This window comes from Microcoleus sp. Aus8_D2 (assembly GCF_036702665.1).
Classification (GTDB): domain Bacteria; phylum Cyanobacteriota; class Cyanobacteriia; order Cyanobacteriales; family Microcoleaceae; genus Microcoleus.
In genome coordinates this window covers 260567-279248 of record NZ_JAUBUN010000003.1, presented here as the reverse complement: position 1 = coordinate 279248, position 18682 = coordinate 260567, and the positions used below count along the sequence as shown (strand labels likewise).

Genomic DNA, 18682 nt, shown 5'->3' with positions numbered 1-18682 from the left:
ACGCCCTCCGGGACGCCCACGCCGACTCCCCCGCCAACGCCCTCCGGGACGCCCACGCCGACTCCCCCGCCAACGCCCTCCGGGACGCCCACGCCGACTCCCCCGCCAACGCCCTCCGGGACGCCCACGCCGACTCCCCCGCCAACGCCCTCCGGGACGCCCACGCCGACTCCCCCGCCAACGCCCTCCGGGACGCCCACGCCGACTCCCCCGCCAACGCCTGTGGGGACTCCTACCCCAACCACGCCACCGCCTGTGGGGACTCCTACCCCGGCACCTGCGCCGGCACCAACTCCCACGCCACCACCTGTGAGGATTCCTACCCCGACGCCCACGCCAACTCCCACACCGACAACAAACGATCTCAGAAATAACCCGCCGGTAGTAAATGTAGAATTGCCTTTGTTGTTGGTAAGAAACTCGTTGCCGTTCCAAATTACTCTGCCGGAAAATACCTTTATCGATCGAGATCCGGGAGACACTCTCACCTACAAAGCGACGCAAATCACAGGTTTACCGCTGCCGAGTTGGCTGACATTCGATCCGAACACTCTTACCTTTAGCGGTCAAAGTTCTGGACTGCAATTTGTGCCCATTCAATTGACAGCAACAGACAAAGCTGGTGCGACAGCGAACAATTTTATCAGCTTGATAACTTTGGCCACGGGTCAAGTGATTGATGGTTACATTGCGGGTGCAACTTTGTTCTTTGATGCCAACAAAAACGGAGTTCTAGATAATAACGAACCGTCTACGATCGCGAGTTCGACTGGGCAATACGAACTGAATATTCCCTTCGAGACTTTTGATACGAATAAGAACGGCGAACTAGAACAGTCAGAAGGCAATATTGTGGCTTTTGGCGGCATCGATACAGCAACGGGATTGCCACTGGAAACGCCTGTTTCGGCACCGCCGGATGCTACTGTTGTCACTCTGTTAACGAGTTTGGTGGTGGATTTAGCCGATCGCGGAATTAATGTCGAACGAGCCCAAGCCATTGTCAAATCGGCGCTGGGGATTCCGTCTAGTGTTGACATCACCAGCTTAGATCCGATCGAGGCAGTCAACAGCGGGCGATCGGGCGGAGTGGAAGTTTTGGCCGCAATGAGCAAGCTGCAAAACTTCATTACCCAAACCACAAGTTTGATTGACGGAGCCTCAAATGCTCCAAATACCGTCATTCTGAAAAACGTCATCGCAGCAGTTACCGCTCAAATTCAAATCGGCAACAATCTGGATTTGACCAATCCAGCACAGCTAAGTGCGATCGTCCAAGAAGCTACAACTAAAACCAAGCAAATTGACCCCAGTTTAAACATCCAAACAGTCTTAGAAATTGCCCCGCAAGCTGTGCAAGTGATGGTAGATGCCAATCAGCGCATAGATACCGCAGCATCTAACAATTCCGGTGCATCACTCAACACAGCAATTGCCCGCATCCAAAAGGTAGCTTTAGGGGAAACTGCCAAAGACTTCAAGGAAGTTACGGCGGGAAACAAGACAATTGTTGAAGTAGTTGCTAAAAATACAGGCGCTGCTTTAACTTCACAGATTCAAACAGCCACAGTACCCAATGCACCTGCTGTTCCAGTTATCGGTGGCAATGTGGACATAATTAGCACTGCGCCCAATCAAATTACGGGTACGGATGGCAATGATGCGATCGCGGGTACTAGCGGCAACGATACCATCAGCGGCCAGCGGGGAAATGACCAAATATTAGGTCTTGAAGGTAACGATTGGATTAACGGCAATCAAGACAAAGATACCATTGACGGAGGAATAGGAGATGATACTCTTTATGGAGGCAAAGGAGATGATTCTCTAGTCGGTTTTAACGGCGAAGATGTCCTGTTTGGCAACCGAGGTTCCGATAAAATCGACGGCGGCGACGGGAACGATTCTCTATACGGTGGCATGGGTAACGATCTCCTGACAGGCGGTAACGGCGACGATTTACTTGTCGGTCAAATTGGTGAAGATACTCTGACTGGCGGTTTGGGTAACGATGTATTTCTGTTGGCGCCGTTCGAGGGGATTGACACGATTCTTGATTTTGAGAAAGGTCAAGATTTAATTGGGTTATCGGGCGGTTTAACCTTCAGTCAGCTCAGCTTTACTTCTGCTAACAATGCAACTTTGATTAGTGTTACTAGCAGCGGTCAAGTCTTGGCTTCTCTCAAGGGAGTTGCACCGAATTTGTTGGGGATTGACGATTTTACTCAGCGTGTAATCTAAATCGATCGCCCTTTAGCGCTCGGACAGTCCGATAGTTCGACAGTTCGATCGTCCGACAGTCCGATGCCCGATCGTCCGACATTCCGACATTCCGACATTCCGACAGGGGTTAAAAACCCCTGTCTCATAGCTTTAGTCCTCTTTTAGAGGACTAAAGAGGAATAAAATTGACCGCACTTGCGATCGAGATTGCAGTCGGTTTAAACCGACTTGAGCTATGAGGCAGGGGTTTAAACCCCTGCCGGACTCAGCGACTAAAGAGCGGGCTGGCGATCGGGATTGCAGTCGGTTAAAACCGACTTGAGCTATGAGGCGGGGGTTTAAACCCCTGCCGGACGATCGGACGATCGGCGAATCCTTGATAAGCAGTTGCAGCTTTTAGCTGACAAGCGAGCGGTTTCGGGCGATCTAAAAATTATTTTGGAAAAGTGCTTGCTAAATTCTGTATGTGTCTGCTAAGGTAGTTAAGCGCGAAAAAACAAGCCGGGATAGCTCAGTTGGTAGAGCAGTGGACTGAAAATCCACGTGTCACGAGTTCAAGTCTCGTTCCTGGCATCGCAAAGCCCTCACAAAGTTGAGGGCTTTTTTTTAAGGAAATGAGCGCTATGCAGTCATATCGTGTCCTGTCGATTGACCGTAATAAGTAAGGTTCGTAGTGTGGACTTTAGTCCGCAGTATGTTGCGGACTAAAGTCCACACTACGAACGGTTTTTGTGATGGTAATGGATCGGACGTGATATCAATTATTTCTCAGTCAGATACGCTGCTAATTCTGGTATTTCACCAGCGCGCTGCCACTCGGCTTCGCCCAGGCGTACTTTAGTGCGATCGCTAATCTTCTGCACATCTCGCAACTGTCGCTTAGTATAAGGCCCCTCGGCTTTGCCGCTGCGGAATACGTACCACTGAGCCTGCTGTGACTTAGGCTTTTTCGTTGGTGAAGGCGGTTTTCTGACAGGCCTCATCCGAGTATCGCCTAACTCGGCTGCAAGCTGGTTGAGTTCGACTTCAACCGGATCGGCAGGGGGTAAATTACGATCGCGCGAGGTCTTTTTGCCTAAGGCTTCCCCGCTAGCAATTTCTACTTCGCGCCGCCACCCCCCAAAATGCCACTGCGCCACCCAAACTAGCGCCACGGCAGATCCTAACATTTCTTCTTGTGTTTCTGACCATTTTGACGGCTCTCCAAACAGCACAAAAGCGATCGCGCCAAAGACGATCGCGATTAGATAGAAGTAAATGAAATAGGTAGTATCATTCGCTGCTAAATGCCAACTGGTTGTATGCCGAACAAAAGATAGAGTGGCTGCTGTTTTGTTGTGTTTCCAAGCTTTTCGAGCTTGCATCCGACTGTAACCAGGAGAGTCAGGTGGCCACCATGTCGCGGCCCAATTAACTAAATGTGCTGACCAATATTGCAAAGCTGCATATCCGATTATTCCGCTCAGCAGTACCCAAACAACTAACAGAAATGTTGTCAGTGGTAGTAACTGTTTTGGCACGATTTGGGCCGTCGCAATAGTTAGCTTTAAAAACGGAGTACCAGTAATTGTTGGAACTAGCAGAAGTTCTAATATCTTGAGAAGGTCTGCATAGAAAATCCAGAGGAATTTGACAATAATTTTTAGCAGCTTGGCAAAACGGAAATGATACAAATAAGCAGAGGCGATCGCAGTTCCGAGAATTAAAGCAAAAATTGAACCCGAAGAATCCCTGAAGGGGATAGTCAAAAAGGCGATCGCCGGAATTCCCATGACGATCGCAGCCGGTAGCGTGGCAAATGCGATAATCCCTTCCCTCCAGTGCAGCCAAGGCGATACTATTACTGTCGGCGGTTGGTTGTGGCTGCGGCTTTCCACCCACTCAGCAAATTTAGCTACTCCCCAATGGTAGAAAGCAAATAACGGTATCTGACACAGCCAAGCAAATGCGATCGCGCCTTCGTCAGAACTGCTGATGCTGCGCCAGTACATCGTGCTAAATCTGTAATAGTAGTAATAAGATCCAGGCAGCAGTACCGAAACAATCAGCCAAAAGCCACTGCTTAATGCAAAACCTTTTGCCCATGATGCAGGATGGGGGAGGAACTTCGGCCAGTTATTCATGAGAGGAAGCTGGGGGGATCTCAATATTGTCCCACTACACTTGAGCTTCTGCAATTGCTTTAGCGTTCAGTGTTCCCACCGCTCAGGTTTCCTCGGGAAACAGTGCCTCAAACTCTTGGTAACCGCTCACCACCCGCAAGATTTCGATGCCGTTTTCAACAACTCGATAAAAGATAATATAGCCATCTAGTGGCACTCCCCGAAGTCCCGGCTTAATTCGATCGTAACTGCGCCCCATATTCGGAAATTTCAGTAAGTTTTCACACTTTTTGACAAACTCTCGAAGCAAGCGCTCTCCAGCCTCGATATTGCGAGCAACAAAATAATCGCCGATCGCATCCAAGTCTCGGCTAGCAGTTGGAGAGACAAAGCATTGGCTCATTCCTGAACCTCTCGTGCCTTCCGAAACTTTTCTTGCAATTGCTCTCGCACCGTCTCTAAGGGAATTCCTTCACCTCGCGATAGTTCCGCCTCCGCTTGCTCAACGGACTCACGCACTTGTTCCTCCCACTCCCAATAATGCTTCTGGGTTTGCGCCAGAGTCTGGAGGGCTTTGGTAATTACCTCGGAGGGCGAACTAAACGACCCCTGCGCCAATTGCGCCTCGATCAATTGCATCTGTTCTGGACTTAAAGTAATATTCATTATGCCACCTCCCTCAGACAGATCCATGTTTTAAGAATAGCGCGATATCCAGTCAGAGCGATCGCCCCAAAACTCTTCCTGATAATTACAAATCCGATCGATTGTCACTGCTTTCCTCATCGCCACAATTGCTAAATCAACAACTCAACCGCGCTTTGACGATCGTATTAATATCGGAAAAATTCTGATTTAGAGTCAACATAATTGTCGCGATCTTTCCCTAAAAGCCTTGCAATCTCGATCGAACTCATGAAATACTCCGGTCATTTTTTGATTGACAAAAAGCAATATTTATAGTAAGCAAGCTCAAAAATGATGTGAAACTCATCTGGCTCGGGGAATCACCCTGTCGGAAACAAAAGGTTACAATCAACAATAGATTCTATTTCCATAACAATACAGTTTATAGCTTGAACTCCTCAGTGCCACATCACAACACCTCAACTCAATCCTTTCAATTTGACTCAATTGACAGCGCCCTGGCAGACCTGAAAGCAGGTCGGATGCTGGTAGTGGTCGATGACGAAAACCGCGAAAACGAAGGCGACGTGATTTGTGCCGCCCAATTCGCCACCCCCGACAACATCAATTTTATGGCAGTGAACGCCCGGGGTTTGATTTGTCTGGCCTTGAGCGGCGACAGGCTCGATCGCCTGGAACTGCCCCTGATGGTCAGCAAAAACACCGACAAGAACCAAACTGCCTTTACCGTAAGTATCGATGCAGTCAACGGTGTCAGTACCGGTATCTCCGCCGAAGATCGCGCCCGCACCATCCAAGTAGCCATCCACCCGGACACCAAACCTCAAGGCTTGCGCCGTCCCGGTCACATTTTCCCGCTGCGGGCGATCGACGGCGGTGTCCTCAAACGCGCCGGCCACACCGAGGCCTCCGTTGACCTCGCCAGACTCGCCGGTCTCTATCCCAGCGGCGTCATCTGCGAAATTCAAAACCCCGACGGTTCGATGGCGAGATTGCCAGAATTAATCGAGTACGCTAAAACCCACAAGCTCAAAATCATCAGCATTGCTGACTTAATTAGCTACCGCCTCAAGCACGATCGCTTCGTCCGCCGCGAAACAGTCGCCAAATTGCCTACTGAATTCGGCGAGTTTATGATTTACGCCTACCGCGACACTCAAGATAACTCAGAACACGTTGCCATTGTCAAGGGCGATCCGGCAGAATTTAAAGACAAACCCGTGATGGTGCGGGTGCATTCCGAATGTCTGACCGGAGATGCTTTGGGCTCCCTGCGCTGCGACTGTCGGATGCAATTGCAAGCGGCACTGAAAATGATCGAAAATGCCGGTTGCGGCATCATAGTTTACTTGCGCCAAGAAGGTCGGGGCATTGGATTGGTGAATAAACTAAAAGCTTACTCGCTGCAAGATATCGGATACGATACCGTAGAAGCTAACGAGCGGTTGGGATTTCCCGCAGACTTGCGCAACTACGGCGTCGGAGCACAAATGCTCAACGATTTGGGAGTGAAAAAAATTCGCTTAATTACCAACAACCCGCGCAAAATAGCAGGTTTGAAAGGTTACGGCATTGAAGTTGCCGATCGCGTTCCCTTACTCATTGAAGCCACAGATTACAACTCGATCTATCTGGCAACAAAAGCCGAAAAACTCGGTCATCTGCTGCTGCAAACTTATTTAGTAACAGTAGCGATTCAGTGGAACGAAACGAAGTCCGATGGAAGTCGGAAGAAGCAAGAAGGCGCTTTGGCTTCGCTCAGCATAAAAAGAGGTTCGAGGGAAGAAGGAAAAGAGGAAGATTCTGCCATCCAAAATCACTACGAACACCTCGAAAAACTGAGGCATTTGGCTGCTAGCCAGGATTTGCTGCTGCAAGAAGAAGCGCGGCCGGTGGGCATAGCTTTGTTTGGAGAAGGCTCGATCATCGTTCACCTAGGCTTCGATCAAGCCGGACTCGCGGCCGCCGACTGGTACTCGGACGCAAACCATCCTTACCTCAAGGCGATCGGGCAAATTCTCAGTTCCATCAGCACAGATCCAGACTTGCAAAAATTAGAATTCATGATTTCCTCCGGTGGAGATCCGCTCAAAACCCTGCAAGTCCAGCTCGATCGCGAAAACTTCCCCCTCGCACAAGTAGCGTCCGCGTGCGCGAGGCTTCAACCTCAAAAAATTTATAGTTTTGCTCCTATTCCCGATTCTGCCCTCGGAATGTCAAGCTAGGGTCAAGAATAGAAGGGGCAAATTTACATGGAAATGAACGTTGGTGACTTTCTGCACCGGCTCGACCTCAGGGGACAACCGCTTAAAGGCACCAACCTCGGCGGTGCAGAACTCCGGGGAGCAAACCTCAGGGGAACAGACCTCCGAGAAACTAACCTCAGCGACGCAATTCTCAGGTATGCAGACCTGATCGAAGCCGACCTCACCCGCGCCAATCTCAGCGGGGCGGATTTAGCTGAGTCATTTCTCAATTTAGCCAACCTCACCAGAGCCGATTTGACTGGTGCTGTCCTCCGAGAAGCTACTCTCGTAGGAGCCGAACTCAGTCAAGCCAACCTCAAACAAGCAAGTTTGATCAAGGCCAATTTAGTTGGAGCAAATCTCCAGCAAGCCAACTTAACCAGAGCCAACCTCAGCGGAGCCGATTTGCGCGGTTCTCAGATGACTGGCGCCATTTTAGACAAGACTGTCTACAACAACCGGACTATCTTTCCCGAAGAGATTAACCCCACTGCAATGGGAGCAATTTTGTTAGCTCCCAATGCCTCGCTCCCGGGCTTAAATCTGGCTATGGTAGATTTGACCGGAGCCGATTTAAAAGGCGCCGATTTGCGGCGGACAAACTTATACAAAGCTATTTTATTTGGCACCAAACTCGATCGGGCCAACTTAGCAGGAGCCAACCTCAGCGGAGCGGACTTGAGAGAAGCCAGTTTGAGCGGCACCATTTTAGAAAAAGCTGTTTACAGCAACCAAACATTGTTTTCAGAAGGTATTGACCCCCGGAAAGCCGGAGCTTATTTAATTGCTGCCAATGTATCGCTGCAAGGGGTAAACTTAACCGGAGCCGACTTAAATGGGTCAGATTTAAGCGGAGCTAATTTGAGCGGTTCTAACTTAAGTTCGGTCAATCTCAAAAATGTAGACCTCAGCAGAGCCAGCTTAAAAAAAGCTTACCTCAAAGGTGCAAACTTGGAGGGAACAGACTTGAGAGGAGCCGATTTAAGCGGCGCAATTTTGCACCAAGTAAACTTGAGTTCTGCCGACCTGCGGGGTGTAGACTTAACAAGAGCCGACCTCAGCGGCGCTAATTTAAGCGATGCCGATTTGAGGGAGACAGATTTCACCGGAGCTACTTTGTTGTTCGCTAACTTGAGCGGGGCGGACTTGAGAGGTGTAGACTTGACAAAAGCAGACCTCAGCGGCGCGAAGTTAAACGAAGCTGACCTCAGAAAAGCAGATTTGATGAGAGTAAATTTGGAGGGAGCCGATTTAACTGAGGTAGACTTGAGTGATGCTCATTTATTCCGAGTTAATCTCAGAGGTGCTAACCTTAAAGGTGCAAACCTCAAAGGCGCAAGTTTAAAAGGGGTATCTTTGACCGATGCTTATTTGAGCGAAACGGATTTGACCGATATAGAGCTGAGTCCGAGTTTCTTTGAACTACCATTAGAATCGGAATGGTAATTAGTCATTAGTCAGCAGTCATCAGTCATTGGTCATTAGTCATCAGTCATTGGTCATTAGTCATTAGCTAGCAATTGTCAACAGTTCACAACTAATAACTAATAACTAATAACTAATAAGTGTAGGATAAATAATCTTAGCTAATGACCTGTTTGGCCAATGACCTGTTTGGCCAATGACCTGTTTGGCCAATGAGGCCGATGCCCTGTTTGGCCAATGAGGCCGATGCCCCCTGCCCCCTGACCTGTTTGGCCAATGAGGCCGATGCCCTGTTTGGCCGATGCCCTGTTTGGCCAATGCCCTGTTTGGCCAATGACCAATGACCACCCTTCGACTTCGCGAGCGGGTAAAATGACCAATGACCACCCTTCGACTTCGCGAGCGGGTAAAATGACCAATGCCCACCCTTCGACTTCGCGAGCGGGCAAGATGCCCGATGCCCACCCTTCGACTTCGCGAGCGGGCAAGATGCCCGATGCCCTCTTTGGCCGATGCCCAATGCCCCATGCCCGATGCCCCATGCCCCATGCCCACCCTTCGACTTCGCGAGCGGGCAAGATGCCCCATGCCCAATGACCAATGACTAATGACAAACCGTTAGGCTCTGTTATTCAAGGTTCCCTCAGCAAGGGATTAGAAGTGCGACTGCACGCCGACGTTTCCGTGGAAGATATGAGGGTGGGGAAATTTCTAGTAGTGCGGGGGGTGCGATCGCACTTTTTCTGTATGCTAACCGACGTGTCTCTCGGAACATCCAGCACTCGGATTTTATCCAACCCTCCCAACCCCAATGACGATTTTCTCCTAGCAGTCCTTGCCGGTAGCAGCACCTACGGTACGATCGAGCTGGCGCCGATGTTGATGCTGACTGCGGAAAAAGAAAAATCTCAAGCAATCTTCGATCCGAGAGGAAACGGAGTCCCCGATAAAAAGTTGGCCTTAGGGAATTTGGGTTCGTTTGAGCCACAAAGTGGCGCTGATATGGAGCTGCTACCGGTTAAAACGATTCCCAGCCACTTTTCCCAGGTGTTTGATGCCAAAGAAACCGACTTTCGGGCGGTTTTTGGCTGGGAAGATGACCCGTACCGTTGCAATTTTGCGATCGGCAAACCGATTGACATGGATGTTCCTGTGTGCTTGGATTTAGACCGATTTGTCGAACGCAGCAACGGAGTTTTTGGCAAGTCGGGAACCGGAAAATCTTTTCTGACGCGCTTGCTGCTGTCGGGAATTATTCGGAAACAAGCTGCTGTCAATCTAATTTTTGATATGCACTCGGAGTACGGCTGGGAAGCAGTTTCGGAAGGCAAACAGTTCAGCACTGTTAAAGGTTTGCGGCAATTATTTCCCGATAAAATTCAGATTTATACACTAGATCCTGAATCAACAAAACGCCGGGGAGTCCGCGACGCTCAAGAGTTGTTTTTGAGTTTCGAGGAAATTGAAGTGGAAGATATCTCGCTAGTGCAGCGGGAGTTGAATTTGTCGGAAGCTAGTATCGAAAATGCGATTATTTTGCGAAACGAGTTGGGTAAGGGTTGGATCAATAAGTTGCTGGAAATGACCAACGAAGATATTCAAATGTTCTGTGAAGAAAAGCGCGGAAATAAATCTTCAATTATGGCTTTGCAGCGGAAGCTAGAGCGTTTAAATGATTTAAAATATATTCGCCAACGCTGTCCCAAAAATTATGTAACTGAAGTTTTGCAGTGTTTGGATAGTGGAAAAAATGTAGTAATCGAATTCGGTTCTCACTCGGATTTGCTGTCGTATATGTTAGCAGCAAATGTGATTACTCGCCGCATTCACGCATCTTACGTGCGGAAAGCTGAGAAGTTTTTGATGAGTAAAAATCCGTGCGACAAGCCGCAACCGTTAGTGATTACCATTGAGGAAGCCCACCGCTTTCTCGATCCGGCGATCGTCCGATCGACTATTTTCGGCACAATCGCCCGCGAAATGCGAAAATACTTCGTAACTCTCCTGATTGTAGACCAGCGTCCCTCCGGTATCGACGGCGAGGTGATGTCGCAAGTCGGTACGCGGATTACAGCCTTACTAAACGACGATAAAGACATCGATGCTATCTTCACCGGCGTTTCTGGAGGCCAGAGTTTGCGATCGGTTTTGGCTAAGCTAGACTCGAAACAGCAAGCTTTAGTTTTGGGGCACGCCGTACCGATGCCCGTAGTTGTGCAGACTCGTCCTTATGACGAGCAATTCTACAGGGAAATCGGGGATATTGACTGGCAAGAAATGCCCGACGAACAAGTATTTGCCGAGGCTGAAGCTGCTAAAATGGATCTGGGATTTTAGATTGACAACTGAAGAAGCCAGAAGTAATCAGGCTTTATTTATCGTTGCGAGAGAGGGAATCAAGAATAGGAAAGAATCAAGAGGAAAGAATGAAGATTTTTTCCCTCTCCCACTCTCCCACTCCCCCACTCTCCCCCTCCCCCTCACCGAGGGACGAGAGGGAAGCCCCTGGCTTTAGACATGGGGAGGAACTCGGTTGCGACTTTAGTCGCCTTGAAAATTATCTGGAATAGCATTTGTTTCTGTGATATACTTATAGCATTTTGACAAAAGATTGCTACACAATAAATGTTGTGTTTGTTTATAAGACCATTGCGATCGGGTGCGGATCTGTTAAATTGTCGATATGTAGCTAGGGATTGTTGGTGGATCCGCACCCGCTCGATTACTGTTGCATGATTGGAAAAATGGTATTACTTTGAAGTAAGAATAACCATCTACGTGTTGAAATACGCCTTGTATCGGAGCAATCCCGGCGAGCATGAGCCACTACTGCTATCAAGCAGCAAGCCTGTATAACTGACAAGCAATGGCAGAGTGTGAAGCGTACCTATCTGGCAAAAGTGATGGACTCGCGATTGCAAACACAATTTAAAAGTAAGCGCAATTGCAATACCTCTGGCAAGAGGTAGTTGTTTTAAGCGTCTAGAGGCACTTTGATCGGGCCTTTGGGAATCTTAGGATTCTTCCAAGAATCCCTGTGGCTTCAGCCCTGGGGAGTATCAACCCTCATCCCTAACTTCAGAAAATTTGGATAAGCTTAAATATTGTTCTGCCTCGCGGCACAATTAAACTCAAATAACCGAACAGCCAGCTCTTATATATCCTTACTTACTCCTAGCAGAATTGCTATAGCATCTTTTACAAAAAATGTCAAGAAATATTTTCCAGATTAAGTTGCAGCGAATACGGCGATCGAGTTCGGTTATCTCGCATCGCAGCATCTAGGCAGCGAGAAAAATTCAAGCGATGATGGAATAGAGAGCAAAACAAAGCCCTCGAATTGCATGAGTCTGTTTGCTTGAGTCTGTTTGCATGAGCGTGTTTGCATGAGTCTGTTTGCATGAGTATTGTGAAGTTGAGTTGCAGTTAAAACTAGCAGGGAATTTAACACCTTAAGGAAAAATGCAGAATCTTGACCTTAAGACAGAGGTTTTTACCCTTTACGATCCTCAAAATTTGGAATAATATTGAGAAAAGTAAACTCAAATTCACTTCGCCTGAAACTAGCCGTTAAAGCTAGCGAGCTACGGAAAATCAACGGGGATTACTAGAAAATCAAGCACAAAAGTAATCCAAAACAATAAGCTTCTACCGATCGTCACCGATAAACAGGAGGGGTAACATCCCCCCTGTCGCAGTATTTATCCCACTTTTACAGGTGGGACAGGGTATCACCAACTTTTTATCTGTTGTTACAAGGAGTGCAATACTCACCCATGTCCACTACAACCCCCAAAACCAAAACAGTGAAAGCCGATCGCATGGGCACCCGGCCATACTCCTCAACGGATACGGTTCGTACCTATCTGCACGAGATCGGTCGAGTACCCCTGCTAACCCGAGAAGAAGAGATTGTTTTCGGGAAGCAGGTGCAGCAAATGATGAAATTAATCGAAGCAAAACAAGCGCTTGCTAAAGAATGGCAGCGAGATCTGACGAATGAAGAATGGGCTGCGGAAATGGAGTTGACCGAAGCCGAACTGAATCGGATCTTGCAGTTAGGGCGGCGCGCCAAGAAAAAGATGATTGAAGCGAATTTGCGCCTAGTAGTTGCGATCGCCAAAAAATACCAGAAACGCAATATGGAATTCTTGGATTTAATTCAAGAAGGCACCCTCGGTTTAGAACGAGGAGTCGAAAAATTTGACCCGATGCGGGGATACAAATTTTCTACCTATGCGTACTGGTGGATTCGGCAAGCCATTACCCGCGCGATCGCCCAACACGCCCGCACCATTCGATTACCAATTCACATCACCGAAAAACTCAACAAAATCAAAAAAGTGCAGCGGGAACTCACCCAGCAGTTGGGCCGTTCTCCCTCGCCTGCGGAAATTGCCACCGCCCTGGAACTGCAACCTTCCCAGATTCGGGAATATCTGCTGATGGCAAGACATCCAGTTTCTTTGGACTTGCGCGTAGGAGACAACCAAGATACCGAACTGCAAGAACTCTTAGAAGATGAAACAGCATCTCCAGACAACTACATTACCTCGGAATTGCTACGGCAAGACCTCGATACTTTGATATCGGAACTTACCCCCCAGCAACGAGATGTGATTGTTCTGCGCTTCGGTTTGGAAGACGGCACCGAAATGTCTCTGGCGAAAGTCGGAGAACGGCTAAATCTCAGCCGGGAACGGGTGCGACAGCTAGAACATCAAGCCCTCGCACACCTGCGGCGGCGTCAATCTCAAGTCCGAGAATATTTGGCGAGTTAGTCACTAAAAGGGTTGAGATTTTCCCCTAATCTCAACCCTTTTTTTGTGCAAGCGCATCCGGGAAGGATACTTTTATAGAAATTCTCAAGTGATATCATGTCCGGTGAATTGACCGCAATCAGATTCGTTCGTAAAGGTTCGTAGTGCGGACTTCAGTCCGCAGCTTGAGAGCGGACTGAAGTCCGCACTACGAACCGTTTTTGTGATGGTAATCGACCGGACATGATATGAGTGAGGTACAGATTGTAATCGGTAATTGCTAGGCTGGCGAGTACCTCATAAGAGTTGATAAGCGCTATATTTGAGAGGTCGATCGCACTCTAAGGGCGATCGCAATTTATCAAAACTAATCTGAGATTTGAATTTAGGAACCGGGCGAGCGATCGAAAATTCAAGTTAATATTCAGCGCTAAGCCAAATACCCGGTTTCTGTACGATCTTTTGGAAACTGGTAGCAGAGGCGCTGTGCAGCAGCTATTTGAAATTTTGGGGCAAGCAAGTGGTTTTAACTTATTTAATCGTATTAACAAGCAGTTTAGAGGCGATCGCCCTTGCTCTCTCGCCCGGTAACTTCAGCATCGAATTTCCCGTAGGCGAGGCACAGCAGTCGGACATCAAATCCGGCATTTTTACCTCGCAATCCCTCCCAAATGCTCCGCCAGATACCGCTAGCACAGGCTTAGCAGACGGTATTTACCTCTACGGCCAGTCGAGCCAGCCCGATCGAATTAAAACAGAATATTTTGTATTTGAGATGCGACAGAGTAAAGTAGTCGGCGCTTTTTACCTGCCTCGGTCTGCTTTTTACTGTTTTTACGGCACTGCGGAGCAAAATCAATTAAATTTAACAGTAGTGGACAGTTACGACGGCAGTCGCTCTCCCTACTCCGTAAACCTGCAACGATATCAGCCAATTTCCACCGTCAGCGACAACGATCGGCGCATTTTGGGTATTTGCAAGGAAGCTCACAAACAGCAGGTGTGGGGAAACTAATCAATTTTCGATTTTCGATTGCTGATTAAAGAATTGGGAATGATTTACTGCATAAGAGTTTGGAGTTTCCCTAGAGTTGCATTCATTATATGAAAATCGTCTAACCAAAACCTGCCCGATTTTCTTGGTTTGTTCGGTATAGCAAAGCGAAACTAAAACCTATTTGTTCGGTACGAGTGCCTTAACCCAACCTAATTTATGAAGGGATTTTCCCGCTTGGCGAAAAACTTGTTTAACAAAAAACGAACTCTCATTCCCATGCCTGAAGTTACCGGATGTTACCTGTATACTTTTTAACAAGGTAGCTGTAGGGTGTGTCAGACAGAAAACTCGAATTACCCGAGAAAATGTGAGGCTGCGGGGCACCCTACAAAACTCCCTCCCGGCAGACTGGCGCAGCGCCAGCAGTCAGGATTCAGGAAACAGCAGTAAAATTGCTCCTGAGTTGATAATTTCGGACGGACATCACACACAAGGCAAGATGAAACTGCGTCGGAAAACACTATCCATAGTTGGCCTTACGATCGCTGGACTGACTGGCATTCTCTATGCAGCCTCCTCCAGCATCCTCTTGGGCAGCCTGATCAAAGCAGAGGAACAAGAAGCCACACAGGTGGTCAAGGGAGTTCTCAGCGTGTTCGGGCAAACCGCAGACGACTTCAACTCGCGTTTTGCTGACTGGTCGGCTTGGGATGACACCTACACTTTTATCCAAAACCGCAACTCAGAATTCATTGCCTCAAATTTAGTTCCAGAAGGACTGAATAATTTGAGAGTTCATCTAGCCGTATTTGTCAATACTTCTGGCAAAATAGTTTACGGTACGGGTTTAGACAGCGAAAAGATGAAACTAACGCCTGTTCCAGAAGCCTTAAAACAGCACATTTCTCTCAGCGACCCGCTGTTGCAACACCCCAACGTCAAAAGCAGCCTCGCTGGTATGCTGCTGCTGCCCTCAGGGCCGATACTGATTACTTCCCGGCCAATTGTCACCACAAAAAGCACCGGCCCGATCCGAGGTACGCTGGTATTCGGGCGCAATTTGGATGCTGCGGGCATTGAGAAGCTTTCTAAAATTACTCGCTTGCCATTGATTGTACACAGCATTAATGAGCCTCATTTACCTGCTGATTTTCTGAAAGCGCGGCACAAACTGTCGGCAAAAAAACCGATTTTGGTGCGTCCTGTCAGCGAAGATTTGATGGCAGGTTATGCTTTGATCCAGGATATTTACGATCGACCGGCGCTGCTGCTGCGGGTGGATATGCCCAGAGAAATATACCGCCAAGGTCAAACCAGTTTGCTGTACCTGCTGGTGTCTGTAGGGTTAGCCGGAATGGGGTTTATCGGCTGCACTCTGCTGCTGATAGAGCGTCTGGTGCTGTCTCGATTGAGCAGTTTGGCGAAAGCAGTGAACCGCGTCAGCAGCAGCCAAGACCTCTCGGTGCGGCTGCCGGTGACGGGCGAAGACGAGTTGTCCGACCTTGCACATACTATCAACGGAATGTTAGGGGCGATCGCCAGCGCCGAAAGCGAACAACTAGAAGAAAAAGCCCGCTACCGAGCCGTAGTCGAGCAAGCTACAGACTGCATTTTCCTGTGGGACGCTCAAACCAAACGCATTTTGGAAGCCAATACAGCCTTTAGAAACTTGCTCGATTACAGTCTTGATACGATTTCGCAACTGACTATTTACGAGATCCTCGCTTACTCTAAAGACCTAATTGACAGCAATATCGAGTTCCTGCTGGCGGACAAACAATTGAGAATTGGCGAAGTTCTCTACCGCCGCCGAGACGGTTCCTGCGTGGACGTGGAAGTCAGCGCCAGCGTGATTTCCTACGGCGGCCGCGAGATTATTTGCACTGTTGTCCGCGACATTACCGAGCGCAAGCAAGCCGAAGCCGAACTCCGAGCCTCGGAAGAACGCTACAGACTTTTGTTTAAAAATAACCCCCATCCGATGTGGGTTTACGATTTAGAAACTCTGGAATTTATAGCCGTCAATCACGCTGCTATCGAGCACTACGGCTACAGTCGCGACGAATTTCTCAACATGACCGTTGCAGACATTCGTCCCCCCCAAGAACTGCCGAGATTGCTAGAAAATATATCCCAAGTAGATACCGGTATTGATTTTGCCGGTGTGTGCCAGCACCAGACCAAAAACGGCACAATTATTGATGTAGAAATTACTTCTTATGCCCTGATATTTGATAGCAGAAATGCAGAATTAGTGCTGGCTCACGACGTGACCGACCGCTTGCAAGCCGAGGCAGAACTTTACAATGCAAAAGAAGCCGCAGAAGCAGCTAATTTGGCTAAAAGTCAGTTTTTGGCTAACATGAGCCACGAACTGCGAACTCCTCTGAATGCGATTATCGGTTACAGCGAGATTCTGCAAGAAGATGCTTTAGATTTGGGCGAACAAAATTTTGTGTCTGATTTAGTAAGAATTCACAATGCAGGCAATCATTTACTGGGATTGATTAATGATATTCTGGACTTGTCGAAGATTGAAGCCGGTCACGCGGAACTTGAATTAGAAACTTTTGATGTGTCCGAGGCAGTTAAATATGTAGCGAAAACTGTTGAACCGCTCTTTTTAAAAAACACCAATCGCCTGAATGTTGAGTGTCCTAATAATCTTGGTGAATTGTATTCCGATCAAATTAAGTTTACTCAAATTTTGTTGAATTTGCTCAGCAATGCAGCTAAGTTTACTCAGCAAGGGACAATTACATTCAGCGTTGAAAGAATTAAAAATGATGAGAATAGTTGGGATGCTGAACAGTTAATTTTTAAATGTACTGATACGGGGATTGGGATGACTCCGGAACAGCTACAAAAGTTATTTCAACCTTTTACGCAAGCTGATGCTTCGACTACCCGCAAGTACGGAGGTACGGGTTTGGGTTTGGCAATAGCGCAGAAATACTCTCAGATGCTGGGGGGAGAAATTACTGTGAATAGCGAGTTTGGCAAGGGGTCAACTTTTACTCTCAGGTTGCCGGCACAATTGCAATAAGTAGAAGGAAGAAGGAAGATGGAAGTCGGAAGAAGGAAGATGGTAGAAGGAAGATGGAAGATGGAAGATGGAAGATGGAAGATGGCTATAACGCAATAGGGTTCATGTAAGATTTGTGATTGCGAGGAACGAAGCAATCGCAGAGACTAGGCGATTGCTTCGTTCCTCGCAATGACGAAAGGTTAATCACGACTAACCCGGATTGGGTATCAGATTGTTCTATAACCCAAGCGTATTTGTATCGGTAGGGAAACGGCACTGCCGTGTCCGATGCTTCGCGTTCATTGTCTCCCATACAAATAAGGACACAAAAATGTTATAGCGGTTCTCAGAAAGATGAGGTACGACTGGGCTCCGTGGGCTCCGTGGCCTCCGTGGGCTCCGTGGCCTCCGTGGACTCCGTGGGCATACATCACCACGCGATCGAACCGCTATATGTCCCTACAGAATATCTGTATTTCATCTGTAGGGAAACGGCACTGCCGTCTCCTGACTTGTGCCGTTTCCTTACTTCGCCTTCATTTAACCGAATCTGACATCATTTGAGGCCAAAAATGCTAGTCCTACTTCGCATCAGCAGGGATCAAAACCTTGTCAATTACGTGAATAACGCCGTTGCTAGCTTTGATATCAGCTTTCACAACATTAGCGCCGCTAACACTAACTTTGCCTGCGGCAACTGCCACCTTTAGCGAGGCGCCTTCAACACTTTTAACATCGCCGGATTTCAGGCTAGTAGATAAAACTGCACCCGGAACAACGTGGTAAGTTAAAATCTTAGTAAGTTTGGCTTTGTTGGCTGGTTTCAGCAAATCATCCACAGTGCCTGTTGGCAAAGCAGCAAATGCAGCATCTGTCGGTGCAAAAACAGTGAAAGGGCCTTTTCCTTGGAGAGTTGTCACCAAACCTGCGGCTGTTAAAGCCTTAGTCAGTGTCTTGAATTGAGCGTCGCCAGATGCAATAGCAACAATATCCTTAGCGGCGGCGGCTGTTGCCGGTGAAGCAGTTGGTGCGGGTGAAGCAGCGGTTTTCACATTTCCTGCAACAAGTTGAGTTGGAGTTGCATTTTTCACATTGGTGTTGGAGTTGATGTGAGCCCAAGCCGGGAAACCAATCAACGCGCTAGCGCCGATTACTCCTGCGAAACCTGTGAGTTGTTTCATCCAGCTAGGTACATTTTGATTTTTCATTGCGCTTGGATTTCCTTATGACAATAAAACAGTGAAGGTGAATTC

General features: G+C 48.1%; 13 protein-coding genes and 1 tRNA gene. 8 read left to right on the top strand and 6 right to left on the bottom strand.

Annotated features, from left to right (window positions below; translation table 11 throughout):
* Positions 1-2241 (top strand): putative Ig domain-containing protein (locus QUB64_RS04200; protein WP_333393969.1); only part of this gene is annotated, 2241 nt, incomplete at its 5' end.
* Here the strand turns inward: QUB64_RS04200 and QUB64_RS04195 are convergent.
* Positions 2238-2369, bottom strand: a complete 132-nt coding sequence (locus tag QUB64_RS04195; protein ID WP_333277943.1) for a hypothetical protein — start codon at positions 2367-2369, stop codon at positions 2238-2240. The two genes, QUB64_RS04200 and QUB64_RS04195, sit on opposite strands and share 4 nt — an antisense overlap.
* Before the next feature lie 354 nt (positions 2370-2723).
* Here QUB64_RS04195 and QUB64_RS04190 point away from each other — a divergent pair.
* Positions 2724-2796, top strand: a tRNA-Phe gene (locus QUB64_RS04190).
* Positions 2797-2984: 188 nt separating this feature from the next.
* Here the strand turns inward: QUB64_RS04190 and QUB64_RS04185 are convergent.
* The 3 genes from QUB64_RS04185 to QUB64_RS04175 all read right to left on the bottom strand — a co-directional run bounded on the left by QUB64_RS04185 (position 2985) and on the right by QUB64_RS04175 (position 4991).
* Entirely contained in the window at positions 2985-4346 is a 1362-nt protein-coding gene (locus QUB64_RS04185) for a DUF4339 domain-containing protein (RefSeq protein ID WP_333277941.1), read from the bottom strand.
* An 82-nt stretch (positions 4347-4428) separates the two neighbouring features.
* Complete coding sequence (locus QUB64_RS04180; protein ID WP_333277939.1) at positions 4429-4728, bottom strand: type II toxin-antitoxin system RelE/ParE family toxin; 300 nt, start codon at positions 4726-4728, stop codon at positions 4429-4431.
* Positions 4725-4991 carry a ribbon-helix-helix domain-containing protein gene (locus tag QUB64_RS04175; RefSeq protein WP_333277936.1) on the bottom strand — a complete coding sequence of 89 codons (267 nt, stop codon included), beginning with the start codon at positions 4989-4991 and terminating at the stop codon, positions 4725-4727. Before QUB64_RS04175 ends, QUB64_RS04180 begins: the two co-directional genes overlap by 4 nt.
* 422 nt (positions 4992-5413) lie before the next feature.
* On the opposite strand from QUB64_RS04175, the gene ribBA reads away from it, so the two are divergent.
* Both ribBA and QUB64_RS04165 read left to right on the top strand, forming a co-directional pair.
* Positions 5414-7198, top strand: a complete 1785-nt coding sequence (ribBA, locus tag QUB64_RS04170) for a bifunctional 3,4-dihydroxy-2-butanone-4-phosphate synthase/GTP cyclohydrolase II (protein ID WP_333277934.1) — start codon at positions 5414-5416, stop codon at positions 7196-7198.
* Between the two features lie 27 nt (positions 7199-7225).
* Positions 7226-8665: a pentapeptide repeat-containing protein gene (locus QUB64_RS04165; RefSeq protein ID WP_442921627.1), complete on the top strand. Its 1440-nt coding sequence runs from the start codon at positions 7226-7228 to the stop codon at positions 8663-8665.
* 140 nt (positions 8666-8805) lie between these two features.
* On the opposite strand, the gene QUB64_RS04160 is transcribed toward QUB64_RS04165, so the two are convergent.
* A complete protein-coding gene (locus tag QUB64_RS04160) occupies positions 8806-9258 on the bottom strand; it encodes a hypothetical protein (protein ID WP_333325198.1) in 453 nt (150 codons plus the stop codon).
* Here QUB64_RS04160 and QUB64_RS04155 point away from each other — a divergent pair.
* From QUB64_RS04155 to QUB64_RS04140, 4 genes are all read left to right on the top strand, one after another.
* The gene (locus QUB64_RS04155) at positions 9245-10981 is read left to right on the top strand and encodes an ATP-binding protein (RefSeq protein WP_333278715.1); all 1737 of its coding nucleotides are present in this window, start codon (positions 9245-9247) and stop codon (positions 10979-10981) included. The genes QUB64_RS04160 and QUB64_RS04155 overlap by 14 nt on opposite strands.
* A gap of 1439 nt (positions 10982-12420) precedes the next feature.
* Positions 12421-13425 carry an RNA polymerase sigma factor, RpoD/SigA family gene (locus tag QUB64_RS04150; protein ID WP_333278713.1) on the top strand — a complete coding sequence of 335 codons (1005 nt, stop codon included), beginning with the start codon at positions 12421-12423 and terminating at the stop codon, positions 13423-13425.
* Between the two features lie 478 nt (positions 13426-13903).
* Complete coding sequence (locus tag QUB64_RS04145) at positions 13904-14419, top strand: hypothetical protein (protein WP_333267794.1); 516 nt, start codon at positions 13904-13906, stop codon at positions 14417-14419.
* Positions 14420-14768: 349 nt separating this feature from the next.
* A complete protein-coding gene (locus QUB64_RS04140; RefSeq protein ID WP_333267792.1) occupies positions 14769-17447 on the top strand; it encodes a CHASE4 domain-containing protein in 2679 nt (892 codons plus the stop codon).
* 563 nt (positions 17448-18010) lie between these two features.
* Here QUB64_RS04140 and QUB64_RS04135 read toward each other — a convergent pair.
* Positions 18011-18637 (bottom strand): fasciclin domain-containing protein, encoded by a 627-nt coding sequence (locus tag QUB64_RS04135; protein WP_333267790.1) that lies wholly within the window; start codon positions 18635-18637, stop codon positions 18011-18013.
* Positions 18638-18682 lie beyond the last annotated feature (45 nt).

What these genes read in the sequence shown, in the direction of transcription:
- QUB64_RS04195 (WP_333277943.1), bottom strand. Translation starts at nt 2,369, where the DNA reads ATGAGACAGGGGTTTTTAACCCCTGTCGGAATGTCGGAATGTCGGAAT.
- QUB64_RS04185 (WP_333277941.1), bottom strand. Translation starts at nt 4,346, where the DNA reads ATGAATAACTGGCCGAAGTTCCTCCCCCATCCTGCATCATGGGCAAAA.
- QUB64_RS04180 (WP_333277939.1), bottom strand. Translation starts at nt 4,728, where the DNA reads ATGAGCCAATGCTTTGTCTCTCCAACTGCTAGCCGAGACTTGGATGCG.
- QUB64_RS04175 (WP_333277936.1), bottom strand. Translation starts at nt 4,991, where the DNA reads ATGAATATTACTTTAAGTCCAGAACAGATGCAATTGATCGAGGCGCAA.
- QUB64_RS04165 (WP_442921627.1), top strand. Translation starts at nt 7,226, where the DNA reads ATGGAAATGAACGTTGGTGACTTTCTGCACCGGCTCGACCTCAGGGGA.
- QUB64_RS04155 (WP_333278715.1), top strand. Translation starts at nt 9,245, where the DNA reads ATGACTAATGACAAACCGTTAGGCTCTGTTATTCAAGGTTCCCTCAGC.
- QUB64_RS04150 (WP_333278713.1), top strand. Translation starts at nt 12,421, where the DNA reads ATGTCCACTACAACCCCCAAAACCAAAACAGTGAAAGCCGATCGCATG.
- QUB64_RS04135 (WP_333267790.1), bottom strand. Translation starts at nt 18,637, where the DNA reads ATGAAAAATCAAAATGTACCTAGCTGGATGAAACAACTCACAGGTTTC.